Origin of the sequence: Caballeronia sp. INML1 (genome assembly GCF_023631085.1) — a bacterium.
GTDB classification, from domain to species: Bacteria; Pseudomonadota; Gammaproteobacteria; order Burkholderiales; family Burkholderiaceae; genus Caballeronia; species Caballeronia turbans.
On sequence record NZ_JALQDT010000027.1, the window covers coordinates 94209 to 118254 of the forward strand.

Annotated in this window: 21 protein-coding genes and 2 pseudogenes; 8 read left to right on the plus strand and 15 right to left on the minus strand. The window is 63.3% G+C overall.

Going from position 1 to position 24046, the window contains the following annotated elements; genetic code table 11:
- The first annotated feature begins 486 nt into the window (after positions 1-486).
- Positions 487-2334: a glycosyltransferase gene (locus NCR38_RS10510; RefSeq protein ID WP_250477016.1), complete on the plus strand. Its 1848-nt coding sequence runs from the start codon at positions 487-489 to the stop codon at positions 2332-2334.
- Positions 2335-2350: 16 nt separating this feature from the next.
- Here NCR38_RS10510 and NCR38_RS10515 read toward each other — a convergent pair whose 3' ends face one another.
- Genes NCR38_RS10515 through rfbB form a run of 5 tightly spaced genes read right to left on the minus strand, consistent with a single transcriptional unit; the run spans position 2351 to position 6683 of the window.
- Positions 2351-3265, minus strand: a complete 915-nt coding sequence (locus tag NCR38_RS10515) for a glycosyltransferase family 2 protein (RefSeq protein WP_250477005.1) — start codon at positions 3263-3265, stop codon at positions 2351-2353.
- A 2-nt stretch (positions 3266-3267) separates the two neighbouring features.
- A complete protein-coding gene (gene rfbD / locus NCR38_RS10520; RefSeq protein WP_250477017.1) occupies positions 3268-4167 on the minus strand; it encodes a dTDP-4-dehydrorhamnose reductase in 900 nt (299 codons plus the stop codon).
- 14 nt (positions 4168-4181) lie between these two features.
- On the minus strand, positions 4182-4733 hold the full coding sequence (gene rfbC / locus NCR38_RS10525; RefSeq protein ID WP_250477006.1) for a dTDP-4-dehydrorhamnose 3,5-epimerase: 552 nt from the start codon (positions 4731-4733) through the stop codon (positions 4182-4184).
- Positions 4718-5611: a glucose-1-phosphate thymidylyltransferase RfbA gene (gene rfbA / locus NCR38_RS10530; protein WP_250477007.1), complete on the minus strand. Its 894-nt coding sequence runs from the start codon at positions 5609-5611 to the stop codon at positions 4718-4720. The genes rfbC and rfbA overlap by 16 nt, the downstream gene beginning before the upstream one ends.
- A 10-nt stretch (positions 5612-5621) precedes the next feature.
- A complete protein-coding gene (rfbB, locus tag NCR38_RS10535) occupies positions 5622-6683 on the minus strand; it encodes a dTDP-glucose 4,6-dehydratase (RefSeq protein WP_250477008.1) in 1062 nt (353 codons plus the stop codon).
- A 338-nt stretch (positions 6684-7021) separates the two neighbouring features.
- Between rfbB and NCR38_RS10540 the strand changes: the two genes are divergently transcribed.
- Positions 7022-7903: a symmetrical bis(5'-nucleosyl)-tetraphosphatase gene (locus tag NCR38_RS10540; RefSeq protein WP_250477009.1), complete on the plus strand. Its 882-nt coding sequence runs from the start codon at positions 7022-7024 to the stop codon at positions 7901-7903.
- Between the two features lie 255 nt (positions 7904-8158).
- A pseudogene (gene iscB / locus NCR38_RS10545) lies at positions 8159-9531 on the plus strand (RNA-guided endonuclease IscB).
- Here iscB and NCR38_RS10550 read toward each other — a convergent pair.
- The 6 genes from NCR38_RS10550 to NCR38_RS10575 form a co-directional block, all read right to left on the minus strand.
- The gene (locus NCR38_RS10550) at positions 9519-10349 is read right to left on the minus strand and encodes a 1-acyl-sn-glycerol-3-phosphate acyltransferase (RefSeq protein ID WP_250477018.1); all 831 of its coding nucleotides are present in this window, start codon (positions 10347-10349) and stop codon (positions 9519-9521) included. The pseudogene iscB and the gene NCR38_RS10550 sit on opposite strands and share 13 nt — an antisense overlap.
- A gap of 2 nt (positions 10350-10351) precedes the next feature.
- Positions 10352-11629, minus strand: coding sequence for a dihydroorotase (locus tag NCR38_RS10555; RefSeq protein WP_250477010.1), 1278 nt, complete (start codon positions 11627-11629; stop codon positions 10352-10354).
- A 10-nt stretch (positions 11630-11639) separates the two neighbouring features.
- Positions 11640-12665: an aspartate carbamoyltransferase catalytic subunit gene (locus NCR38_RS10560; RefSeq protein WP_250477011.1), complete on the minus strand. Its 1026-nt coding sequence runs from the start codon at positions 12663-12665 to the stop codon at positions 11640-11642.
- A gap of 62 nt (positions 12666-12727) precedes the next feature.
- Positions 12728-13243 (minus strand): bifunctional pyr operon transcriptional regulator/uracil phosphoribosyltransferase PyrR, encoded by a 516-nt coding sequence (gene pyrR / locus NCR38_RS10565; protein ID WP_061119336.1) that lies wholly within the window; start codon positions 13241-13243, stop codon positions 12728-12730.
- Positions 13230-13676 carry a Holliday junction resolvase RuvX gene (ruvX, locus tag NCR38_RS10570; RefSeq protein WP_250477012.1) on the minus strand — a complete coding sequence of 149 codons (447 nt, stop codon included), beginning with the start codon at positions 13674-13676 and terminating at the stop codon, positions 13230-13232. Before ruvX ends, pyrR begins: the two co-directional genes overlap by 14 nt.
- The gene (locus tag NCR38_RS10575) at positions 13673-14251 is read right to left on the minus strand and encodes a YqgE/AlgH family protein (protein WP_061119338.1); all 579 of its coding nucleotides are present in this window, start codon (positions 14249-14251) and stop codon (positions 13673-13675) included. Before NCR38_RS10575 ends, ruvX begins: the two co-directional genes overlap by 4 nt.
- A 30-nt stretch (positions 14252-14281) precedes the next feature.
- On the opposite strand from NCR38_RS10575, the gene NCR38_RS10580 reads away from it, so the two are divergent.
- On the plus strand, positions 14282-15772 hold the full coding sequence (locus tag NCR38_RS10580; RefSeq protein WP_250477013.1) for a deoxyribodipyrimidine photo-lyase: 1491 nt from the start codon (positions 14282-14284) through the stop codon (positions 15770-15772).
- On the opposite strand, the gene NCR38_RS10585 is transcribed toward NCR38_RS10580, so the two are convergent.
- Both NCR38_RS10585 and NCR38_RS10590 read right to left on the minus strand, forming a co-directional pair.
- Complete coding sequence (locus NCR38_RS10585; protein WP_250477014.1) at positions 15769-17163, minus strand: hypothetical protein; 1395 nt, start codon at positions 17161-17163, stop codon at positions 15769-15771. The two genes, NCR38_RS10580 and NCR38_RS10585, sit on opposite strands and share 4 nt — an antisense overlap.
- Before the next feature lie 364 nt (positions 17164-17527).
- Positions 17528-17698 carry a rubredoxin gene (locus NCR38_RS10590; protein WP_025527884.1) on the minus strand — a complete coding sequence of 57 codons (171 nt, stop codon included), beginning with the start codon at positions 17696-17698 and terminating at the stop codon, positions 17528-17530.
- Between the two features lie 312 nt (positions 17699-18010).
- Between NCR38_RS10590 and NCR38_RS10595 the strand changes: the two genes are divergently transcribed.
- The 3 genes from NCR38_RS10595 (at position 18011) to NCR38_RS10605 (ending at position 20157) form a co-directional block, all read left to right on the plus strand.
- Entirely contained in the window at positions 18011-18886 is an 876-nt protein-coding gene (locus tag NCR38_RS10595) for a hydroxymethylpyrimidine/phosphomethylpyrimidine kinase (RefSeq protein ID WP_061119341.1), read from the plus strand.
- Between the two features lie 31 nt (positions 18887-18917).
- Positions 18918-19697, plus strand: coding sequence for a DUF72 domain-containing protein (locus NCR38_RS10600; RefSeq protein ID WP_061119342.1), 780 nt, complete (start codon positions 18918-18920; stop codon positions 19695-19697).
- Positions 19698-19770: 73 nt separating this feature from the next.
- Positions 19771-20157 (plus strand): hypothetical protein, encoded by a 387-nt coding sequence (locus NCR38_RS10605; RefSeq protein ID WP_086961263.1) that lies wholly within the window; start codon positions 19771-19773, stop codon positions 20155-20157.
- Between the two features lie 103 nt (positions 20158-20260).
- Here the strand turns inward: NCR38_RS10605 and groL are convergent, their stop codons facing one another.
- Complete coding sequence (groL, locus tag NCR38_RS10610) at positions 20261-21901, minus strand: chaperonin GroEL (RefSeq protein WP_061119344.1); 1641 nt, start codon at positions 21899-21901, stop codon at positions 20261-20263.
- Between the two features lie 97 nt (positions 21902-21998).
- Positions 21999-22289, minus strand: coding sequence for a co-chaperone GroES (locus NCR38_RS10615; protein ID WP_035500852.1), 291 nt, complete (start codon positions 22287-22289; stop codon positions 21999-22001).
- An 871-nt stretch (positions 22290-23160) separates the two neighbouring features.
- On the opposite strand from NCR38_RS10615, the pseudogene NCR38_RS10620 reads away from it, so the two are divergent.
- Positions 23161-23919: pseudogene (locus tag NCR38_RS10620) on the plus strand (IS5 family transposase).
- Positions 23920-24046: the final 127 nt, after the last annotated feature.

Below are 24046 nucleotides of genomic sequence, written 5' to 3' on the forward strand. Positions count from 1 at the left end.
AACAATCAGACCGCCCGTCCATCGGCAGGTTCATCCCGTTACTTTTGGGTGCATCTGTTGCAGGCACCGCCCCCTGCGGACCGGGCGCGCCCGTCCGATATAATCCGGAACCGGCTTTCCACCGCACCGGCCTCTCAACCACGGCCTCCGGCATCCTGAATGACTCTAGAGACCCCGCGCGACGTACCGCCGTCCCCGCAAAATACCGACGAAACCGCGCAGGAGCGTGATTCCCGCTTCGCCTCGGATGCCGGGCGCATCGCGGCGCTCGAAGCGACGGTCGCCGACCTCCAGCGCCAGCTGGCCTCGTCTGGGCGCGCAGATTGGGCCAGCGATAATCAGCAGCAAACCATCGCGTTGCTCGAAGCCGAACTGACCGCGCTGCGCACCTCGATGTCCTGGCGCGTCACAGCGCCGCTGCGCGCCGCGTCGGTGCGGGCGCAACAGGCGAACAGGTCGTTCGAATCGGCTGCGCGCGCCATCCGGATGCGTGGCGGTCTGCGCTCGGCGCTCGCGCATTACTACGCGATCTGGCGCAAGGAAGGCATCGACGGCATCGTGCGGCGCGGACGCCGCATCCTGGCGAGCGAGCAGTTCGAGGACAGCCCCGAAGCCTACGCGCGCTGGATCGCGCAGCACGACACGATCGACGACGCGAAACGCGAAATCCTCCGCGCACAGGCGCGCGCTCTGCCAAGGCAGCCGCTGATTTCCGTCCTCGTTCCGACCTACAACAGCGACATTGCGCTTCTGCGCGCGATGATCGAATCGGTGCAGGCGCAGGTGTATCCGCACTGGGAGCTGTGCATCGCCGACGACGCATCGCCGCATCCCGAGGTCATCGCGACGCTGCGGGAATGCGCCGCGGGCGATGCGCGCATCAAGATCGCGTTGCGCGAGCAGAACGGCCACATTTCGGAGGCGAGCAACAGCGCGCTCGCGCTCGCGACGGGCGAGTTCGTCGCCCTGCTCGATCACGACGACATCCTGCCCGAACACGCGCTCCATCAGATCGCCGTGGCCATCAACGCGAATCCCCACGCACGCCTCTTTTATAGCGACGAGGACAAACTCACGCCCGATGGCCAGCGCAGCGCTCCGTACTTCAAGAGCGACTGGAACCCGGAACTGTTCCTCGTACAGAATCTGTTCTCTCATCTCGGCGTCTACGAAACCGCGCTCGTGCGGCAGGCCGGCGGCTTTCGCAAGGGCTTCGAAGGCAGTCAGGATCACGATCTGGCGCTGCGCTGCATCGAGATCGCCGGGCACGATGCCGTCCATCACATTCCGCACGTGCTCTATCACTGGCGCATCGTTCCGGGCAGCACGGCAGGCGCCGGCACGGAAAAGCCCTATGCGCTCACGGCCGGCATCCGTGCGGTCGAGGAGCATCTGGCACGCGCCGGCGTGCGCGCGACGGTCGGCCAGCTCGCGAGCGATATCGGCATTCTGCGCGTGCGCTATGCGCCGCCTTCGCCCGCGGCGCTCGTTTCCATCGTCATTCCGACGCGCGACGGCGTCGACTTGCTGCGCCAGTGCATCGAGAGCGTTTTCGCCAAGAGCACGTATCCGAACTTCGAGATCATCGTGGTCGACAACGGCAGCGTGAAGCCCGAGACGCTCGCCTATTTCGATACGCTGCGCGCGCGGCCGAACGTGCGCGTGGTTCGCGACGACCGCCCGTTCAACTTTTCAGCGCTCAACAACGCGGCCGTCGCGCTCGCCCAGGGCGAATTCGTCTGCCTGCTGAACAACGACATCGAAGTGATCACGCCCGACTGGCTCGAAGAACTCGTGTCGATTGCCGCGCAGCCGGGCAACGGCGCGGTCGGCGCGTGTCTCTGGTATCCCAACGATACCTTGCAGCACGGCGGCGTCGTGCTGGGCCTGGGCGGCATCGCGGGGCATATGCACTACAAGATGCGGCGCGGCACCTTCGGGTATTTCGGGCGCGCGGTCGCCATGCAGAATCTCTCCGTCGTAACGGCAGCCTGCCTCGTGATCCGCAAGTCGATTTACGAGGAAGTCGGCGGCCTCGACGAGCAATTCGCCGTCGCCTTCAACGATGTCGATTTCTGCATGCGCGTGCGCGAAGCGGGTTATCGCAACGTGTGGACGCCGCACGCGGAACTCTATCATCACGAATCGGCGACGCGTGGCTCGGACATGGCGCCGGAAAAATTCCAGCGCTTCCAGCGCGAAGTGCGTCAGATGGAAAGCCGTTGGGGCGACGCCCTGATGCGCGATCCCGCCTACAACCCGAATCTGTCGCTCGACACCTCGAAGCACCCGTTTGCGCTCGCCGACGCGCCGCGCATCGGACAATTCGACTGAGCGAGCCCGGGCGCGTTCAGGCCAGCGGGCCGAGGCGCCCGATCAGCCCATGCCACAAGCCGCGTAGCGACATCTTCACGTGCGTGCGGCCATCGGGGACGAAGCACGCGTAGATCACGAGGCGCACAGGCAGCTTGATCAGCTCCGTGGATTTCCACGTGCATGGCACGTAGCCGCGCTTGAGCAACGTGACGGCATTCCGGAACAGGTAGTAGTGCCGCACGGGACTGTGCATCGGATAATTTCGCCCGAATGCGCGGACGGGCTCTTCGCCGAGTTCGTGCGTCATGCTGATCCAGGGCACGCCCAGCACGCGAAAACCTCGCGATTTCGCGCGAATGCACCACTCGGTATCGACGAAATCGATGAAAAGCGCATCGTCCATCGGGCCGATCTCGCGCCAGCACGCGAGATTCACGCATGAACCGGAACTGATCAGAAAGTCCACATCGAGCGGCACGTCGCCCGCCGGCATCACGCGCTGGAGCTTGAAGTATCCGAAACGCACGAACGGCGCAAGCCCGCGCAGACGCGCATCTTCATACGCCGGTCCGACGAGCGCCACCCGCTCGCGACGCGCAATGCACGCGCGCATCACGTTCGCCAGCCCGCCGATGAGATCGAGCGTCGATTTGCTGTCCTGGTCGAACAGCATGGCGAATTCGAAGCCGTCCGCGATCAGTCGCTCGATGCCCTGATTGAGCGCCGTGGCGATGCCGACATTCGCGTAGTTCGGCAGATACACTATGGAAGGGTCGAGCGACGCCCTGATGCGTTCGCTTTCCTCACGCGCGGGCGTGTTGTCGACGACGACGCATCGGCACCAGCGCGCAAGCCGGTTCGCCCTGTCGATGCAACTCGAATCGGGGTTGTAGAAAACGACGACGGCGCCGAGCCGATCGAGGCTCGCTTCGTCTGCCCGATGCGGCACGTTCAGCGCGACGCCAGGCACAGCGCGAGCGCTTCGCGCCAGTCCGGCGCGACCAGGCCGAACACGCGGGCCAGCTTCGCGCCGTCAAGCCGCGAGTTCAACGGGCGGCGTGCGGGCGTCGGATACTCCGACGACGGAATCGGAATCACACGCGGCGCACGCTCGAGCTGCGCATCGGCAAAGATCGCCTCCGCGAAACCGGCCCACGATGTCGAGCCGCCCGCCGTGAGATGGTAGATGCCGCTCTTTTCGCGTGCCCAATCGGCCAGACCCGCTTCGTTCGCGACACCCTGCGCGATGACCGATGCGGTCAGCATGGCGATCGTGGCCGACCAGGTCGGTGCGCCGATTTGATCGGCGACGACGCTCAGTTCGTCGCGCTCGCGCGCGAGCTTGAGCATCGTCAGAAGAAAGTTGCGGCCGCGCAGACCATAGACCCAGCTCGTCCGGAACACCAGATGCGATGCGCCCGAAGCGGCGATCGCCTGCTCGCCCTCGAGCTTGGTCGCCCCGTAGGCGTTTTGCGGGTCGGTCGCGTCGTCTTCGCGAAAGGCATGCGTTCCCGCGCCGTCGAACACGTAATCGGTTGAATAATGCACGAGCAAGGCATCGAGGCGCTTCGCTTCTTCGGCGAGGACCGCGGGCGCATGCACGTTGATCGCGCGCGCGGCAGCGCCATCGCTTTCGGCCTGATCGACCGCCGTGTACGCAGCGGGATTCACGATCACGTCCGGCTTGAGCGACTGAAGGCACGCGCGGATACTGGCCGGATCGGCGAGATCGAGCGCGGCACGATCCAGCGCGACGATGCGGCCGAGTCCTTGCAGCGAACGCCGCAATTCGAAGCCCACCTGCCCATTCACACCCGTGACGAGAATCGTGCGTTGCGCGCGCTCGGTCATGACTTTCTCTGCATTCAAGCGAACACCTCGGCTTCCGACAAGCGCTTGCCCGCCGCATCCTTTGCCGCGAGCATCGGCTCGAAATCGATCGGCCATTCGATGCCGATTTCCGGATCGTTCCACACGATGCTGCGCTCGTGTTCCTGGTACCAGTAATCGGTGGTCTTGTAGAGAAACTGCGCGGACTCCGACAACACGACGAAACCATGCGCGAAACCCGGCGGCACCCACAATTGCCGATGATTCTCCGCCGAAAGATTTACCCCGACCCATTCGCCGAACTTCGGGGAGCTCTTGCGGATGTCGACGGCGACATCGAACACTTCGCCTTCCACCACGCGCACGAGCTTGCCCTGCGCATGCTGGATCTGATAGTGCAGCCCCCGCAACACGCCCTTGGCCGAGCGAGAATGATTGTCCTGCACGAACTCGACGCCGCCTTGGACGTGCTCCGCGAATTCGCGTGCGTTGAAGCTTTCGTAGAAGAAGCCGCGTGCATCACCGAACACCCTGGGTTCGATGATCTTGACTTCGGGCAGCGCGGTAGCCGTTACTTGGATAGCCATGCGACTTGGTCCATCGGAAGATTGAGCAGATATTGACCGTAGGCGTTCTTCGAGAGCGGCTTAGCGAGTTCGAGCAGCTGCTCTTCGCCGATCCACTTTTTGCGAAACGCGATTTCCTCCGGACACGCGACCACGAGTCCCTGACGCTTCTGCAGCGTCGCGATGAAGGTGGCCGCTTCGATCAGCGAATCGTGCGTACCGGTGTCGAGCCACGCGTAGCCACGTCCCATGATCTCGACATTGAGCTTGCCGCCCGCGAGATACCGCGAGTTGACGTCGGTAATTTCGAGCTCCCCGCGCGCCGACGGCTCGATGTCCGCCGCGATGTCGCAAACCGTGTTGTCGTAGAAATAGAGACCCGTCACCGCGTAGTTCGAGCGAGGCTTCGCGGGCTTTTCTTCGATCGACAGCGCTCTGAATTGCTGATCGAACTCGACCACGCCATAACGCTCGGGATCCTGCACATGATAGGCGAACACCGTTGCGCCGTCGGTGCGGGAATTGGCGGCGTCCAGCTGCTTGGCGAGATCGTGTCCGTAGAAGATGTTGTCGCCGAGAATCAACGCCGACGGATCATTGCCGACGAACTCCCGCCCGATGATGAACGCCTGCGCAAGCCCGTCGGGCGACGGCTGCACCGCATACTGAATGTTCATGCCCCACTGGCTGCCGTCGCTGAGCATCGACTCGAAGCGCGGCGTGTCTTGCGGCGTCGAGATGACGAGCACGTCGCGAATGCCGGCGATCATTAGCGTCGACAGTGGATAGTAGATCATCGGCTTGTCGTAGACCGGCAGCAGCTGCTTCGACACCGCATGCGTGATCGGGTAAAGCCGCGTGCCGGAACCGCCGGCCAAAATGATGCCTTTGCGCGTCATGTTCAACCCCTCACGCGCGCTGCGCGTAGTTCGTCTCGACCCATTTCCGGTAGTCGCCGGAAGCTACTTCGTCGGCCCACGCCTGATTGTCCAGATACCACTGAACCGTCTTCGCAAGACCGGTTTCGAAGGTTTCTGCGGGCTTCCAGCCGAGTTCGCGCTGGAGCTTGCGCGCGTCGATCGCATAGCGGCGGTCGTGGCCCGGGCGATCCTTCACATAGGTGATCTGATCGCGATAAGAACCGCTCGATTTCGGCTTTTGCTTGTCGAGCAGGTCACACAGCGTGTGCACGACTTCGAGATTCTTTTTCTCGTTCCAGCCGCCGACGTTATACGTCTCGCCGGGCACGCCGCGTGCAAGCACCTCACGGATCGCGGAGCAGTGATCGCCCACGTACAGCCAGTCGCGCACGTTCTGGCCATCGCCGTAAACCGGCAGCGGCTTGCCGCCGAGCGCGTTGGCGATCATCAGCGGAATCAGCTTTTCAGGGAATTGGTACGGGCCGTAGTTGTTCGAGCAATTCGTGGTCAGAACCGGCAGTCCGTACGTGTGGTGATAAGCGCGCACGAGATGGTCGGAGCCGGCCTTGGTCGCGGAATACGGGCTGTTCGGCGCGTAGGGCGTGGTTTCCGAGAACTGCGGATCGGTGGCCGAAAGCGAGCCGTACACTTCGTCGGTCGATACGTGTAGGAAGCGGAACGCCTGCTTCTCGTCTTCGGGCAGCTTGCTCCAGTACATCCGCGCGGCTTCGAGCAGGGTGAAGGTGCCAACGACGTTCGTCTGCACGAACTCGGCCGGGCCGTGGATCGAGCGATCGACGTGGCTCTCGGCGGCGAAGTGCAGAATGGCGCGCGGCTTGTGCTTGGCCAGCAGCGCATCGATAGCGGCGCGGTTGCAGATATCGGCGCGCTCGAAGATGTGGCGGGGGTCGTCCTTCAGGGACTTGAGCGTTCCAAGATTGCCCGCATACGTCAGCTTGTCGACGTTGAGCGCGGGTTCGTCCGAACCGTTGAGCCAATCCAGCACAAAATTGGCGCCGATGAAACCGGCGCCGCCCGTCACGAGAATCATACGTGGCCCTCTTTATAGCTTTACGTCAGCTTTTTAGGTAACGCGAAAGCTCAAATATCGAAAAACTTGCGACAGTTGCGGCCGATGAAAGCCGAATCGGAATTTATGACCGATTTTCGTGCATTTCCGCCCCAGTTGGTCAACCCCGAATTATAAGGCTTCGCCATTCGAAAAATGGACGGATAAAAGCTGGATACAGCTCGCGATTTATCGTTGCACAGGTGGCAGTGGGTCATGCCGCGCCTGTGCATTCGTCGGATGAAGAGACAGTGTTTGCCCGCTGTTTCATAATCTTCGCTCACCCGGATATCTTAGAAGCCTGAGAACAAGTCTCCCCAATGACCATCGCCACTTCCCCCGCCCCCCTCATCTTCGGCGATCTCCAAGGCTGCTGCGATCCCTTCCAGCGCCTCCTCAAAAAAGCCGCGCCATCACCCGACACACCGCTCTGGTTCGCGGGCGATCTCATCAACCGTGGTCCGAAGTCGTTGCAGACATTGCGCGAGATCATCGCCCTCGGCTCGCGCGCAACTGTCGTGCTTGGCAATCACGATCTGAATCTGCTCTCCGTCGCCGCCGGTCTGCGCAAGCCGAAAAAAGGCGACACGCTCGATGAAATCCTCGAAGCGCCCGACGCCGCCGATCTCATCGAGTGGGTGCGTCACAAGCCGGTCGCGCACTTCGAAAACAATGTGCTGATGGTCCACGCGGGCGTGTTGCCGCAATGGGACGCGACGATGACGATGGAGCTCGCGCACGAGCTTGAACAAGCGTTGCGCGCCCCGAATTGGAAGGAGACGCTCGCGGCGCTCTACGGCAACGAGCCGCATCGCTGGGACGATTCACTGAAGGGCGCCGACCGCTTGCGCGTGATCTATAACGCGCTGTCGCGCATCCGCTTCTGCACGCCCGAAGGCGCGATGGAGTTCGCGAACAACGGCGGCCCCGACGCCGCGCCGCCCAGCTATGTGCCGTGGTTTGACGTACAGAACCGACGCACACAGGACGTAACAATTGTGTTCGGCCATTGGGCCGCGCTCGGCCTGATGGTCCGCGAAAACGTGCTGTGTCTTGACTCGGGCTGCGTGTGGGGCAACAAGCTATCGGCGATATTGCTGACCGCTGATCCGGCCCAACGCGTAATCACGCAGGTGAGCTGCTCGGTCAATCACCCCGGCAAAGCCCGGAGCTTTTTGAAGCACTCGAAAGCTCGAGATTGACCAGACCTAGCACTGTAAAGAGCTACGTTGTGCAGAGACAGCAAACCCACCGTCGAATGCTTTCTCAGTTTGACGCTCTGGAAGTCGCAGCAGCAGACAAGCCCCGGGTAGGTACGAAACGGGCTGCGACGGAAGCGAAGGCTTCACCTGCTGCACAACATGGTCGAGGGGAGCCATACCCGAAGGTATGCGTCACCAGGCCCGTAAGGGCAACCGCGCCGAACGGACTTCGGCGGTGATCGAATAGGTGCTGCCTTGGCTGTTTTTGTACTCGATCGGAATGGCAGAGCATTGATGCCGTGCAGTGAAAAGCGCGCGAGATTGCTGCTCGCGCGGGACGGCGCGCGCGTGCATCGAGTTGTGCCGTTCGTCATTCGGCTCAGGGACCGCAACGCCAATTGCAGCGAATTCCAACCGTTGCGCCTCAAGCTCGACCCCGGTAGCAAGACCACCGGTCTCGCGCTCGTGCGCGACATCGTAACGCCGAGCAAGGAGTCCGGCGAACTCATCCGCGGCGCAGCCGTGGTTAACCTATTCGAACTGGTCCACCGCGGCCGGCAAATAAGTGAGGCGCTTACGGCGCGTCGTGCCATGCGTTGCCGGCGACGCAGTAAGCTTCGCTACCGTGCGCCACGTTTCTCGAACCGCACCCGGTCCACGGGTTGGCTTGCCCCCCCTCTGCAGCACAGGGTTGATACTACAAAGGCCTGGGTTGAACGTGTCATGCGTTGGGCACCGATCAGCGCATTCTCCAGCGAGCTCGTGCGCTTCGACACGCACTTGATCGGAAATCCTGAAGTCACTGGTGCCGGCTATCAACAGGGCACGCTTGCCGGCTACGAAATACGCGAATACCTTTTGGAGAAATGGGGCCGACGTTGCTCGTACTGCGACGCAAGCGACACGCCGCTGCAAGTAGATCACATCGTGGCTCGGGCCCGCGGTGGCACTAATCGAGTGTCGAACCTGACGCTGGCCTGCGAACCTTGCAACCGAGCAAAGGGGGCGCTGGCTGTTGAAGTGTTCCTATCGAGGCGGCCAACGCGGTTGGCGAAAATCTTAGCTCAAGCGAAGCGACCGCTAAAAGATGCTGCAGCAATGAACGCCACGCGCTGGGCGCTGACCAACGCACTGGACACGATCGGCCTACTCTTGGAACTTGCCTCAGGCGGACGTACCAAATTCAATCGGTTGGCGTTCGGTGTACCGAAAACACATGCGCTCGACGCCGCTTGTGTCGGGGCAGTATCTGTCGTAACAAACTGGATTAGACCGATCCTGTCTATCAGCTGCACCGGTCGCGGCAGTTACCAGAGGACGAGGCTCGACCGCTGTGGCTTCCCGCGCGGATATCTGACAAGGGCAAAGCGTGTGCACGGATTCCAGACCGGCGACCTCGTGCGCGCCGATGTACCCTTTGGAAAGAAGGCTGGCACATACGTCGGCAGAGTGGCGATGCGTGCTACCGGTTACTTCAACATTCAAAGAGCTGGGAAAGTTGTACAGGGCGTCGCGCATCGCATTGCCGGTTGGTTCAACGTGGCCACGGCTACGCATACTCCCAGATAAGCCCGGCCCAGGCAGGCGCCCGCAGACGCGGTGATGGCCCGTCGCCCTATCCCTTGTGAACGTGAAGCTCTTGGTCTCCGGCGCAAGTGGTTCGAAGCTCAGCGGCGCGATCACTAAGGGCGACATCGGTCACAATAGCCGACGCGCCACACATGCGATCCAGCGCAGCCTGCACCGCCGCCTGCGCCTCGCTCGCCAGCAGCCGCCGGTCCGCGCCCGGTGCGAGCGGATCGCATACGTACAGATGCGCGGTGATCGCCCCCGCGCGCAATAGCGCGTTCAGCGAATCGTTGAGCGACATATCGCCGATATACGCGGGCGCAGTCGATTGCCGTCCTCGCGCGTCCTCGTACATCAGGCAGATCGGCTGAACCGGACACGATGCCGACACCGCCGCCTGAAACATGTTCGCGTGAAACGGCAGCAGCGACTGGCCATCGGTCGTCGTGCCTTCCGGGAACACGCACATCATTTCGCCCGCGAGCAGCCGGTTGGCGAGCTCGTGCATGATGCGCTTCGCGTCACTGCGCTTCTCGCGCTGCACGAACACCGTGCCCAGTTGATGCGCGAGCCAGCCGACCACCGGCCACTTGCGGATCTCCGCCTTCGAGACGAACGGCGTCGGACGCCACGCGTTGATCACATAGATGTCGATCCACGAAACGTGATTGCCGACGACGAGCACGCCCGCATCGAGCCGCGCCTCGTCGTTATGCACGACGAGCTTCATCCCGGAAAGACGCAACATTTCCAGCGACCACACGCGATTCATCTCGGCGCGCTCGCTCGCGGACGCGCGCGGAAAGCGCCTCGCGACGATCCACATGCCGTACAGCAAGTGGACGGCGAGCCGCAGCTTGCGCAACGCGCAGCGCATGATCAGCGGCACTCGTACGCGACGTGACCGCCGACGATCGTCGCACGCACGCGCGCCGGCAGTTCGTAGCCGAGGAACGGCGTGTTGCGGCCCTGGCTCTTCAGTTTCTTCGGATCGACGCGCCATTCGCCCGCCGCGTCGAACACGCAGAGATCGGCGAGCGCGCCGGTCGTGATGCGGCCCGCGGGCAGCTTGAGCACGTCGGCGGGCGCGGACGAAATGGGCGCGAGCGCCTTCGCGAGCGGCACGTTGGCTTCGCGCGCCCACTTCACCGTCAGCGACAGCAGCAGTTCGAGACCAGTCGCGCCGGGCGTCGCTTCGGCGAAGGGCAAGAGCTTTTCATCGTCGTCGAGCGGCGTGTGATCGGAGCAGATCGCGTCGATGGTGCCATCGGCGAGACCGGCGCGGATCGCATCGCGGTCGCGCTGCGAGCGCAGCGGCGGATCGAGACGGAACTGCGCATCGAAGTAGCCGATGTCGATATCGGTCAGATGGACATGATTGATCGTCACGTCGCAGGTCACCGCGAGCCCTTCGGCCTTCGCCGCGCGCACGAGCTCGACGCCCGCCGCCGACGACAGATGCGACAGATGCACGCGCGCGCCCGTCACGCGCATCAATTCGAAGATGGTATGCAGCGCGATGGTTTCCGCCGCCACCGGCACGCCCGACAAGCCGAGCCGCGATGCGACCGCGCCGCTCGCAGCCACCCCGCCCTTCGACATGTACGCGTCCTGCGGACGCAGCCACACGGTGTAGCCGTAAGTGGTCGCGTACTGCAGCGCGCGCTGCAAAGTGCGCGTATCCGCGATCGGGTTATCGGCCTGCGAGAAACCGATGCAGCCCGCTTCGGTCAGCTCGACCATTTCGGTGATGGTTTCGCCCTTCAACCCGACGGTCAGCGCGCCGAGCGGATACACATGCGCGAGGTGCAGCTTCTGCGCGCGGAACTTGAGCATCTCGACGAGGCCCGGCTCGTCGAGCGTCGGATCGGTGTCGGGCGGGCACACGAGGCTCGTCACGCCACCTGCCATCGCGGCGGCCATTTCGGATTCGAGCGTCGCCTTGTGCTCGAAGCCCGGCTCGCGCAAACGCGCGGACAAGTCGACGAAACCCGGCGCGATGTAAAGCCCCGACGCGTCGATCACCTTCGCCGCGTTGAAATCGGCGGGCGCTTGGCCGATGCCGACGATCCGCCCCGCCGCGATGAATACGTCCTTGCGCGCTTCCGTGCCCGCAGCCGGGTCGATGATCGTGCCGTTTTGAATCTGGATCTTCATGTCGTCTTCTTCAGTCGCTGTTGCCGGCCACGATGCCCATCACCGCCATGCGCACGGCGATGCCGAAGGTCACCTGATTCAGGATCACCGACTGCGGGCCGTCGGCCACCTGCGAGTCGATTTCCACGCCGCGGTTCATCGGGCCCGGATGCATGACGATCGCATCGGGCGCGGCGAGCGCGAGACGCTCGGGCGTGAGTCCCCAACTCTTGAAATACTCCTGTGCGGAAGGCAGGAGCGCGCCGCTCATGCGCTCGTTCTGCAAGCGCAGCATGATGATCACGTCGACGCCCTTCAGACCTTCGTCGAGATTGTGATAGACGTGCACGCCCATCTGGTCGAGGTTGCTCGGCAAGAGCGTGCGCGGTCCGATTGCGCGCACTTCCGGCACGCCGAGCGTGGTCAGCGCGTGAATGTCCGAGCGCGCGACGCGCGAATGCAGAATGTCGCCGACGATCGCCACGCGCAGCTTCGTGAAATCGCGCTTGTAATGGCGGATCGTGTACATGTCGAGCAGGCCTTGCGTCGGATGCGCGTGGCGGCCATCGCCTGCATTGATCACGTGCACATGCGGCGCGCAATGCTCGGCGATCAGATACGGCGCGCCGCTCGACGCATGACGCACGACGAACATGTCCGCGTGCATCGCGGAGAGATTGTTGATCGTGTCGAGCAGCGATTCGCCCTTGCTCGTCGACGACGCGTTGATGTTCAGATTCAGCACATCCGCCGACAAGCGCTTGGCCGCGATTTCGAACGTGGTGCGCGTGCGCGTCGAGTTCTCGAAGAAGAGATTGAACACCGACTTGCCGCGCAAAAGCGGCACCTTCTTCACCTCGCGGTCGGTCACGCTCACGAACTGCTCGGCGGTGTCGAGAATGTGCGTGACGATCGAGCGCGGCAGCCCTTCGATGGTCAGCAAGTGCTTCAGCTCGCCGTTCTTCGTGAGCTGCGGGTTGCCTTTGAGAAAGCCGTACCGGAATTTATCCGATGCGGGCGCGCCCGGAACGGCAGCGCCCTGATTGGCGGTGTTCATGATATTCCCGGATGTTTCTTTGGAAAGAAGCGTAAAGACGTAAAGCAGCCGCCATGTGCGCGTCAGTGCGCGCGCGGTTCGGTCGTGAACGCAAGTGTGTTGTCGTCACGGCGCGCGAGCACGAGATCCTCGTTCGCGGACACTTCGACCGTGCCGCCGGTAAAGCGCGCCGCGATCGGCATTTCGCGCCCGCCGCGGTCGGCGAGCACCGCAAGGTCGATCGACGCCGGGCGGCCGTAGTCGTACAGCTCGTTGATCGCGGCGCGCACGGTGCGGCCGGTCGACAGCACATCGTCGATCAGGATGATGCGACGGCCGTTCACGTCGAAAGGCAGCTCGGTCGGACGCGCCTGGCTGTGCAGGCCCTTTTTCGCGTAGTCGTCGCGATGCAGCGCGACATTCACCACGCCGAAGTGCGGCGCGTCCAGGTCCTTCGCGAGCCGCTCGGCGAGCCACACGCCGCCGCTGTAGATGCCGGCGAGCACGGGGCCATCGGGTGCGGCAAGCGATTGTCCGAACGCGGCGCGAATCTGGTCGACGAGCGCACGGTAGAGCGTCTCGGCGTCAATGGAACTCATGATCGTCGGCAAGTCCGTCGAGGTATTGTTGAAGGATGACGCGGGCGGCTTCGGCGTCGATCTCGTCGAAGCGGCCGCGTGTGTTGGTCCGCACGCCGCGTTCGCGCAGATCGGCTTTGGCGTCGACGGACGAGTAGCGCTCGTCCACCCATTGCACGGGCACGTTGAAACGGCCGTTCACCTGATTGCCGAAGCGCTTTGCGAGCGCGCTCATTGCATGAGGCGTGCCGTCGGGATGCATCGGCATGCCGACCACGACAGCGTCGGGCTTCCACTCGTCGAGCAGTTTGCCCACTTCGACGAAGCGATATTCGCGATCGCGATTTTCCAGCGTAAGGAGCGCACGCGCGCTTTTCGTGAGCGTGTTGCCGACGGCCACACCGATACGCTTCTCGCCGTAATCGAATGCCAGCAGCGTGGCTTCGCGGCTCATGCGTGCCCTGCTTCGCCGGACAACATCGAGCGCGACACGCCGAGCAGCGAGAGCGCTGCTTCGAGGCGATCTTCGGCGGGCACGTCGAAGATGATGCGCGGATCGGCTTCCACCGTGAGCCAGCCGTTCTTCGAGATTTCCTCTTCGAGCTGCCCCGCGCCCCAGCCGGCGTGACCGAGGGTGAGCAGGAAGCGCTCGGGACCTTTGCCGCTCGCGACTGCTTCGAGCACGTCTTTCGACGTGGTCATGGAGAGGCCGCCGGGCACGCTCATCGACGAACTGTACGGCTCGCCCTCGCCCGCTTCGTGCAGCACGAAGCCGCGCTCGGTCTGCACGGGACCGCCGAAATACACGGGCAAATGGACGAGCGGCTCGATCTCGAGCTTCAGATCGATGCGATTGAAGAGCGACTGGAGATCGATATCGGTCGGCCGATTGATGACGAGGCCGAGCGCGCCCTTCTCCGTGTGATCGCAAAGGTAGACCACCGTTCCTGAGAATGTCGGATCCGCCATGTTCGGCATGGCGATCAGGAACTGATTCGTCAAATTGATGCGATCGGAAGTCTTGGACATAATTCAGAATTTTAACAAAGGCGCTGCGAGATGGCCGGCTTTGATGTGGGTCTGGTCTGGTTTCGGCGGGACCTTCGCGCGGCAGACAATGCTGCACTCTATCATGCGCTTACAAGGTGCCGCCGCGTGCTGTGCGCCTTCATTTTCGATCGCGATATTCTCTCGCCGCTCGATAGAAATGACCGGCGCGTACCGTTCATCCATGCAAGCGTCGTCGAGCTGGATCGCACGCTGCGCGAGGCCGGTGGCGCGTTGATCGTGCGGCACGGTCATCCGGTTAACGATATTCCGGCGCTCGCGCGCGAATGCGGCGTCGATGCGGTCTTCGCCAACCGAGACTACGAGCCGTCCGCGAAGGCGCGCGACGAGGCGGTCGCGCAGAAACTCGCAAGTCAGGACATCGCTTTTTTCACGTTCAGGGATCAGGCCGTCTTCGATCACGACGACGTGATGACAGGCGCGGGCAAGCCCTACACCGTCTTTACGCCGTATAAGCGCAAATGGCTCGCCACGCTCACGCCGGACGCGCTGAAGCCGTATGCGTCGGAGGATCATCTGAGCGCACTCGTGCAACCGCCGGCTGGCGTGACATGCGCGGTTCCATCGCTCGCCCCGCTCGGCTTTCCGGATGCGCACGGCCCCGCGTTTCCCGCGGGCACGAGCGGCGCTTACGAACTTTTCGACGATTTCCGCGACCGCATGACCGACTACGGCCGCACGCGTGATTTCCCCGCGCTGAAGGGCCCGAGCTATCTCGGCGTGCATCTGCGGCACGGCACCGTGTCGATCCGCGCGCTCGCCCGCAGCGCGCACGACGCGCAGCGCCACGGCGACAAGGGCGCGGAAACCTGGCTCGGCGAGCTGATCTGGCGGGAGTTCTATTTCTCCGTGCTGCACCATTTTCCGCACGTCGGTGTGCCGGGCGATCATCGCGCGTTCAAGCCGGAATACGACCGCATAGTCTGGGAAACCGGCGATGCCGCCGACGCCAGTTTCGCCGCATGGTGCGCGGGTGAGACCGGCTATCCGCTCGTGGATGCGGCGATGCGGCAGATCAACACGTCCGGCTACATGCACAACCGGCTGCGCATGGTGGTCGCGAGTTTTCTGACGAAGGATCTCGGCATCGACTGGCGGCGCGGCGAGGCGTATTTCGAAGCGCACCTGAACGACTTCGAGCTCTCGAACAATAACGGTGGCTGGCAATGGGCCGCATCCAGTGGATGCGACGCGCAGCCGTACTTCCGGATCTTCAATCCGGTCACGCAATCGCGGAAATTCGACTCGACGGGCAAGTTCATCCGGCATTACGTGCCGGAACTCGCGGGCCTGCCGGATCGCGATATTCACGCGCCGTGGCTTGCGAAACCGGACGCGCTGAAGGCTGCGAAACTCTCGCTCGGGGCGGATTATCCGCAGCCGATCGTCGATCACGATGCCGCGCGAAAACGCACGCTCGCGCGCTACGACGTCGTGCGCGGACCGGGCGCAAAGCGCGACGCGCCGCCCGAGGACGATTAACGCGCGATCAGCGCCGGCTTCTCGATCATCGCGGTGAGCGCGACGATCGAGCCGCGGCCTTCGGAGGGTGCAATGCCGGCGGCCGCCTGATGCAGCATCGAGCGCAGCATTTGCGCGGCGCGCTCGGGCACGGTCGCATCGATGCCGCGCGTCGCGCCCTCGGCGCCATCGGCGTGGGTTTCTCCATGATGTGCGACGCGCCGCCACGCCAGACCGAGTGTGTCCGCCAGCAGCGCGACATGACCGAGGCCGAGCGCACAGGCCGCCGCACCCAGCCGATGCGACGCATCAGCCGCGGAGAGCGCCGCGGCTTCGTCCACGGTGCCGGTCTCGCTCGCCTGCGCGCCGCGCTCGACGAGCGCATCGATCGATGTCTCCGCACTCTGCAGGAAGTCTTCGTAGGCGGCCGCGTTGACGCGCAGCACGCCGAGATCGCGGGTTGCGGCGTCCCGCGTGGCTTCCTCGCTCGCCTGCGCGGCGCTCGCTTCCCACGCCGCCTCCGATGCCGGCGTCGCCGCGACGTGCCACGCCACGGTCAGGCCGTAGTCGCGCAGCACGTCGACGTGCCCGGCGTCCTCGGGCGCCGCGCCGTACAGCGCGAAATCGCGCCACAGAAGCGCGAGCGTCGCTCGCACCAGCGAACGGGGCGCGTACGACAGCGCATGCGCCTGGTCCGCCAGCACGAGGTTGAAGCGCGCGTAGAGACGCTTCGCGTCGGCGATATGGTCGAGCTCGCCGCCCGTGCGTTCGGCGCGCTCGCGCAACGCACGGACCGTCGAGGACGCGAGCCGCCAGAAATCGTAGGGATCGGAACCGCGCAATTCGTCGAGACAGGCATCGAGGCGCGCGAAGGCATCGGCGGATTCTTCAGCCGGTGCGCGCAGGAGCTTGAGCAGCGTCTCCTCGTAGTGCGCCCGCACCCGCGCGAGGCGCTCGGGTGCAATGCCGCGCAGCGTCGCCGGCGCGATCGCGCGGCCCGCGAGCGCGAGGTCGTCGTAGGAAACCGGCGCGACGCGCGTGTGCGCGGCCAGCAGCGCGTGCAGGCCGCGATAGTGATCGAAAAGCACGGTCGAGCACGAAAGCTCGCGCAGATTATGGCGCTCGACCGCGCCGCGAAACACGCCGATCGCGTCGGCAATGCGCGCGTGGCTTCCCTCCGAGTCGTCGCCAAGCGGCGCGACGAGCGCGAGCGCCTCGGCGAATCGCTGCCCGGGCAGCCAGCCCGCCGAATGCAGCGCGGCAATGGCGCGCTTCAACGCGGCCCCGGTTTCGCCCTGACGCTGAAACGCGTGCAGCGCGTCGGTCAGCGCCATTTCGGCGAGGCGCACCGATCCGCCGCGCGGATTGGGCAGGGCTTCGAAAGGAACGGGCAGATCGGGACGAGATGTCATAACAAGCGCTCACAAGCCGGTTCGCGGGCGCGGTGATCGAACGCCGCCGTCGCACGCGGTTGAAATGCGTCATCGGTAGGCGCGCACGGTATCGCCACGCCTGCTTCAAGCGTATGCCTTGACGAGCGGGTGCGGGGATCGAATGTGTCCGACGAGATTTGTCGCACCTTTCACTTCGTTCGCCAAACTCGCGCGATGCCGGAATCGCCGCAACGAAATCGCCCTACGCCTCGAAATCCGAAAAAAATCAGGCAAACCGCACGGCGGCAGCCCGCGCGCGGCACGCGTCGTCATCGTCGAACGCGGTCCGCTAAAAAACGCGCGCCGCATGACTCGCGTCATGCGGCGCGGCAGAACGACAAGATCAGATCTGAACCATCTCGAAATCTTCCTTGCGGGCTCCGCATTCGGGACAGGTCCAGTTGATCGGAACGTCCTCCCAGCGCGTGCCCGGCGCGATGCCCTCTTCGGGCAATCCCGCCTCCTCGTCGTAGATCCAGCCGCAGATCAGGCACATCCAGCTTCTGTATTCCATACTTATGCCGCGTCGATTGGTCGGTTGAAATTAGGACATGATGGTACCGTGTTGCCGTGTCGATGCCTAGCAAGCGGCCCGCCCGCTATGCGCGCATCGTGACATCGGTCGAAACGGGCGCCGCGCAGGCTTGCGCCACCCCGAGCCCCGCGCGCCGGAAAAAAGTGCGCAAAGAGAACAGCCGGGCGGCATTAGGCCGCATAATCAGACATGACCGAGCGGGCATTCGCTCACGCGCCCGAAGCGCGGACGAGTTCGCTTAAAGCCGATCGTCCATTCAAGCAATCCAATACCATAATGTCCGCTTTTGCCATGACCGGCGACTCCCCCCCGATCGTTCTCACTTTCGGCCTTTCCGATCCCACGGGCGGCTCGGGCCTGCAAGCCGACCTGCTGACGCTCGCGAGCATGGGCTGCCACGGCGCGACCGTGCTCACCGGCTACGCGGTGCGCGACTCCGCGACCTGCGATGAAGTGACCGGGCTCGATCCAGACACCGTAGCAACTCAGGCGCGCATGTTGCTGGAGGACATGCCGATCGCCGCGTTCAAGATCGGCGCGGCGACCCGCGCGGAGCTCGTGTCCGCCATCGCCGAGGTCGTCTCCGACTACGACGATGTGCCGCTGATCCTCGCGCCCGATTTCACGCTCGACGACGAACACGTGCTGTCCGCCGACGAGCTCCGCGAATCGCTTGCCGATCTGCTCGTGCCGCAGACCACCATGCTGATTGCCGACCATGCCACGCTGCTGCAACTCGCCCAGCCGGACAGCGACGCCGAATCGCCGACGCTCGATTCCGCGATTTCCCACATCCTGGCGCAAGGCTGCGAGTACGTGCTCGCCATGGAAACGGGCACGCATCGGCACGTGAACACGCTGTACAGCGAAGAGGGACAAGTGCGACAGGACACGTGGGAGCGCGGCGTGCAGCGCATCATGGGCCTGACCGATACGCTCGGATCCGCCGTCGCCGCCCTGCTCGCGAATGGCCAGGAGCCCGCCGAGGCCGCCCGCGAGGCGCAGGAGTACGTGTTCCAGGCCGCGCGCGCCGCGTTTCGCCCCGGCATGGGCGCGTATTTGCCGGACCGCTTCTTCTGGGCGCGCTCGAACGACGCCGACGAAGACGGCGACACGTCCTCGCTTCCTGATGATCCAACGGGACTGCCCGGAGAAGCCCGACACTGACACCCGAACAATAAGGGAGCGACGCGAGCGCATGCCATATCGACTGCCCCATCTGCACAAGCCCGGCCCGCAAGGCGCGATCCGCATCGGCTGCGCGGGCTGGGGCCTGTCGAGCGCCGTCTCCGCGAGCTTTCCGCATGAAGGCACGCATCTCGAACGCTATTCGCACGTGCTGACGTGCGTCGAGATCAACTCCAGTTTCTACAAGCCGCATCGCGAGCAGACTTACGCACATTGGGCGGAGAGCGTGCCCGAGTCGTTCCGCTTCTCGGTCAAGGTACCGAAGGCGATCACGCACGACGCGCGCCTCGTCGATACCGAATCCCTGCTCGACGAATTCCTCCAGGCGGCCGGACAACTCGGCGACAAACTCGGCTGCTGGCTCGTGCAACTGCCGCCGAGCCTGCCGTTCGATCACGACGTCGCCGAGTCATTTTTCGCGGCGTTGCGCGAACGCACGAAGTTGCCGGTGGCGTTCGAGGCGCGAGAGCACACTTGGTTCACGACGCACGCAGCGGCGCTTCTGAAGGCGCATCACATCGCATACGTGGACGCCGATCCGATCCCCGATGAATGCGAGATCAAGCATCGCGCGGACGCGTCGCTCGTCTATGTGCGACTGCACGGCTCGCCCGAGCTCTACAGGTCTTCCTACGACTACACCTATCTCGACGAGCTCGCGCGCACACTGCATAACCGCGCGAAAAAGACGGCTGAAGTCTGGTGCATCTTCGACAACACCACCGAGAGCCATGCGCAGCCCAACGCACTGCATCTGATGGAGCGGTTGCGGATTCATCACAAGGTCTGACCACATTCGACGCCACGGAGATTCCCCGATGCATAAGCCGGCAGGACGAATTGCCCGTTTGCTTGGAGCCACGATGCTCGCCTCGCTGTTCAGCCTTGCTCCGCCCGCTCACGCTCAGAATGCCGCGCCGCCGCCGGGGGCGACGCCCGCGGGCGACGGCACGTTTTTACTGACGATCTTCCTCAAGCATGACGAATCGAAGACGCTGCCGCAGATAAACCAGCAACTGAAAGAACAAGGCTACTTCAAGCAGTTCCCGCCTCCGGGCGTCGAAGTGGTGTCGTGGTACGTGATGATGGGCATCGGACAGGTGGTGACGCTGCGTGTACCCGCCGAGCGGCTGCGCGAAGTGAACCGCGCGATCGAGAGCACCGCGTGGGGCGGCTATCGCACGGAGTTTTACCCGACCTACGACTACAAGGCGGCCGCGCAGAAACTTCGCGACGAGATGAACAAATAACGTTTGTATGGACAAAAAAACCCGCATCGCTGCGGGTTTTCCTTTGGCACGGCGCGAAACCTCTTCCGAAGCCCGCGCCGATGCAATCGGCCAAAGCCACAGATTACATGTCCATGCCCATGCCGCCCATGCCGCCGGGCATGCCGCCAGGCATCGGAGCGTCTTCCTTCGGCAGTTCGGCAACGGCTGCGTCGGTCGTCAGCAGCAAGCCTGCCACCGATGCCGCGTTTTGCAGCGCGGTGCGCGTAACTTTCGTCGGGTCGACGACGCCGGCTTCCACCAGGTCACCGTACTCGCCGGTCGCCGCGTTGTAGCCGTAGTTGCCCGAACCTTGAGCAACGGCCGCCACCACGACGGAAGCTTCTTCGCCGCCGTTCGTGACGATCTGGCGCAGCGGCTCTTCCATTGCACGCAGAACGATCTTGATACCTGCGTCCTGATCGGCGTTGGCGCCCTTCAGGCCGTCGATCGCACGACGAGCGCGGATCAGCGCGACGCCGCCGCCAGCCACGATGCCTTCTTCCACAGCCGCGCGCGTTGCGTGCAGTGCGTCTTCGACACGTGCCTTCTTTTCCTTCATTTCGACTTCGGTCGCAGCGCCGACCTTGATCACGGCAACACCGCCGGCCAGTTTGGCCACGCGTTCTTGCAGCTTTTCACGGTCGTAGTCCGACGTTGCTTCTTCGATCTGCTTGCGCACTTGCTTCACGCGCGCTTCGATGTTCGTGGCTTCGCCAGCGCCGTCGATGATCGTCGTGTTTTCCTTGGCCACTTCGATGCGCTTCGCCTGGCCCAGTTCAGCCAGCGTCGCCTTTTCGAGCGTCAGGCCGGTTTCTTCCGCAATCACTTGACCGCCGGTCAGGATCGCGATGTCTTCCAGCATGGCCTTGCGACGGTCGCCGAAGCCCGGAGCCTTGACGGCGACGGTCTTCAGGATGCCGCGGATGTTGTTGACGACCAGCGTTGCGAGCGCTTCGCCTTCGACGTCTTCAGCGATGATCAGCAGCGGACGGCCAGCCTTCGCGACTTGCTCCAGCACCGGCAGCAGATCACGGATGTTCGACACCTTCTTGTCGTGCAGCAGCACGAACGGGTTTTCCAGAACGGCGACTTGCTTGTCCGGGTTGTTGATGAAGTACGGCGACAGATAGCCGCGATCGAACTGCATGCCTTCCACGACGTCCAGTTCGTCTTGCAGCGACTTGCCGTCTTCGACGGTGATGACGCCTTCCTTGCCGACCTTGTCCATCGCTTCAGCGATGCGCTCGCCGATCGACGTGTCGCTGTTCGCCGAGATCGAGCCGACTTGCGCGATTTCCTTGTTGGTCGTGCAGGGCTTGCTGATCTTGCGCAGTTCTTCGATCGCGGCCGTGACGGCCTTGTCGATGCCGCGCTTCAGGTCCATCGGGTTCATGCCCGATGCGACGTACTTCATGCCTTCGCGAACGATGGATTGCGCCAGAACGGTAGCGGTCGTGGTGCCGTCACCTGCGTTGTCGCTGGTCTTGGAAGCCACCTCCTTGACCATTTGCGCGCCCATGTTCTGGAGCTTGTCCTTCAGTTCGATTTCCTTCGCGACCGAGACACCGTCCTTGGTGACCGTCGGGCCGCCGAAGGAGCGCTCGAGCACCACGTTGCGGCCCTTCGGACCGAGCGTGACCTTGACCGCGTTGGCCAGGATGTTCACGCCTTCGACCATCTTGGCGCGTGCGGAATCGCCAAAAGTGACTTCTTTAGCTGCCATATCCAAACTCCTTGATTCGATTCGGTTTGCTGGCTTCGCTCAGCGCGCCCGAAAGGGCTGCGGCTTGTTGGCGAAGCCGAACGTGCAGGAAGGATGCTTACTTGACCAGAACGGCCATGATGTCTTCTTCGCGCATGACGAGCAGTTCTTGCCCGTCGACCTTGACGGTCTGGCCGGCGTACTTGCCGAACAAAACGCGGTCGCCGACCTTCACGTCGAGAGCGTTCTGCACGCCCTTGTCATCGCGCTTGCCCGGGCCGATGGCCAGGACTTCGCCTTGATCCGGCTTCTCAGCCGCGGCTTCCGGAATCACGATGCCCGATGCGGTCTTGGTTTCCTGGTCCAGACGCTTGACGATGACGCGATCGTGCAAAGGACGAAGGTTCATACACACTCCTCTCTTGATTGAGACTGAAAACACGGGAAAACCCGTCCGTTGAGAACAATCTCGCCGGACGGCAATCTTGTTAGCACTCTCGTGCAGTGAGTGCCAATTATATGGACCGAGTTTGACAATTTCAAGGAGGGGCACGAACGGAGTGTCGAAGTTCATCGAACACTGAACTACGTTCATCGAGTGTTGATTGCTCGACGACAAGCACGCATGTCTCACGGCGCCAGATCTTCCGTCAGATCAACGACTTAGGATTGTTGGACGCGACGGTCAGCTCGGGCAGGCGCCGTGGGCGGACCTGTAAAAAACTCAAAACCGGACGACTCGCCCACGCGAAGCGTTGCTCCTTGAGGGTTAGTGTTACCTCCCTCGAACCTTCTCATCCATTGACGTTCGCCGTCAGGGGACATGAAGTTGATTCCAATCTGGGCGCATCACCGGAGAATTGGGCGGGTCACGGCAGCAACGGCAGTAGGATGTGCGGATTCAATGGGTCGAACGTCGCTGAGCGACCCTCGACCGAACTTGACCTAGTGACCGTCGGTGGCAGCTACGGGGCTGCAACGGTCGCTCGGCCGGGCACGTTTTCTTTCGAATTAGGCACATCGCCGAGCAGCCTCTTTTCAACCGAAGATAGCGCAAAACGCCCACTTCGAGCAAAGCCTACGAATTCTCCAGAATGCGCGGTGGGGCGCTGGAGACCCGGCTGATCAACACCGTGCTGGACGTCTCAGACCCGCGTCCGCCAAAGAGAAGCACGGCGGGATGAAATTCCGCACTTCGTGCATCTTCGTTCGCGCCTGGAGAGGGAGGAAACGACAGCGGGATAGGAAGATAGTATCAACGATAGCATGGCGCAGCAGAGCTGCAGCTTGTCCCGGCCCGCCCGACGCAGCCGCGCTCAAAAATAGGCTGGCTCGCCGATCCTGCCGCTCAGCGACTTCAGGGGCAACGTCGCGGCAAAGGTCATGAGCGCGTGCGGCGCGAGATGGGTTGCGGCAGCGGCATGAGCTGCTGGCGCCGTCTGCGCGACTGGCAGGCCGCCGGTGTCTGGGACCGACTGCACGAACTGCTTCTTGCAAAGCTACGCGAAGCGGACCGCATAGACTGGTCGCGCGTGGTCGTCGACTCCTCCTCGATCCGCGCGGTTGGTGCGGGTCAAAAACGGGACCCAATCCCACCGACCGTGCGCGACCAGGTTCAAAGCACCACCTCATCACAGAAGCGCAAGGCATCCCGCTCGCGGTAATCCTCACTGGCGCCAACCGCCACGATGTCACCCAGCTGCACGCGCTGGTTGACGCCATCCCGCGCATCGCCGGCAAACCTGGCCGCCCGCTTTCGAAACCCCGGATCGTTCAAGGCGACCGAGGGTTACGATCACGACAAATACCGCCGTCCACTACACACTGCCGGCATCGACACTGAAATCGCCCGACGAGGCGAACCTCACGGCAGCGGACTGGGCAAAACCCGCTGGGTCGTCGAGCGCACGATCTCCTGGCTTCACAACTTCCGACGGCTGCGCATCCGCTTCGAACGTCTTGCATTCATCCACGAAGCCTTCATGAAAATCGCATGCTGCATCATCTGCTGGAGACGACTCAAAACGTCCTTTTGTTAAGGCCTGTTAGCCGACATTGACGGTAGTCGCGTCCAAGGTCCGCAGCCTGGCGAGGGACTAAACCGCTCGCGCGGTAGGGGCTACGGTCCGACGCTGGTGGTCAGGGAGAGGCCGGTCACCCGGCTTT

Coding starts and splice junctions, on each gene's coding strand:
- NCR38_RS10595 (WP_061119341.1), top strand. CDS start 18,011: ATGACCGGCGACTCCCCCCCGATCGTTCTCACTTTCGGCCTTTCCGAT.
- pyrR (WP_061119336.1), bottom strand. CDS start 13,243: ATGAGTTCCATTGACGCCGAGACGCTCTACCGTGCGCTCGTCGACCAG.
- NCR38_RS10605 (WP_086961263.1), top strand. CDS start 19,771: ATGCTCGCCTCGCTGTTCAGCCTTGCTCCGCCCGCTCACGCTCAGAAT.
- rfbB (WP_250477008.1), bottom strand. CDS start 6,683: ATGATTCTCGTGACGGGCGGCGCCGGTTTCATCGGCGCCAATTTTGTG.
- NCR38_RS10600 (WP_061119342.1), top strand. CDS start 18,918: ATGCCATATCGACTGCCCCATCTGCACAAGCCCGGCCCGCAAGGCGCG.
- NCR38_RS10555 (WP_250477010.1), bottom strand. CDS start 11,629: ATGAAGATCCAGATTCAAAACGGCACGATCATCGACCCGGCTGCGGGC.
- NCR38_RS10575 (WP_061119338.1), bottom strand. CDS start 14,251: ATGTCCAAGACTTCCGATCGCATCAATTTGACGAATCAGTTCCTGATC.
- NCR38_RS10615 (WP_035500852.1), bottom strand. CDS start 22,289: ATGAACCTTCGTCCTTTGCACGATCGCGTCATCGTCAAGCGTCTGGAC.
- NCR38_RS10540 (WP_250477009.1), top strand. CDS start 7,022: ATGACCATCGCCACTTCCCCCGCCCCCCTCATCTTCGGCGATCTCCAA.
- NCR38_RS10580 (WP_250477013.1), top strand. CDS start 14,282: ATGGCCGGCTTTGATGTGGGTCTGGTCTGGTTTCGGCGGGACCTTCGC.
- NCR38_RS10550 (WP_250477018.1), bottom strand. CDS start 10,349: ATGCGCTGCGCGTTGCGCAAGCTGCGGCTCGCCGTCCACTTGCTGTAC.
- NCR38_RS10560 (WP_250477011.1), bottom strand. CDS start 12,665: ATGAACACCGCCAATCAGGGCGCTGCCGTTCCGGGCGCGCCCGCATCG.
- rfbC (WP_250477006.1), bottom strand. CDS start 4,733: ATGGCTATCCAAGTAACGGCTACCGCGCTGCCCGAAGTCAAGATCATC.
- rfbD (WP_250477017.1), bottom strand. CDS start 4,167: ATGACCGAGCGCGCGCAACGCACGATTCTCGTCACGGGTGTGAATGGG.
- NCR38_RS10585 (WP_250477014.1), bottom strand. CDS start 17,163: ATGACATCTCGTCCCGATCTGCCCGTTCCTTTCGAAGCCCTGCCCAAT.
- ruvX (WP_250477012.1), bottom strand. CDS start 13,676: ATGAGCCGCGAAGCCACGCTGCTGGCATTCGATTACGGCGAGAAGCGT.
- rfbA (WP_250477007.1), bottom strand. CDS start 5,611: ATGACGCGCAAAGGCATCATTTTGGCCGGCGGTTCCGGCACGCGGCTT.
- NCR38_RS10590 (WP_025527884.1), bottom strand. CDS start 17,698: ATGGAATACAGAAGCTGGATGTGCCTGATCTGCGGCTGGATCTACGAC.
- NCR38_RS10510 (WP_250477016.1), top strand. CDS start 487: ATGCGTGGCGGTCTGCGCTCGGCGCTCGCGCATTACTACGCGATCTGG.
- groL (WP_061119344.1), bottom strand. CDS start 21,901: ATGGCAGCTAAAGAAGTCACTTTTGGCGATTCCGCACGCGCCAAGATG.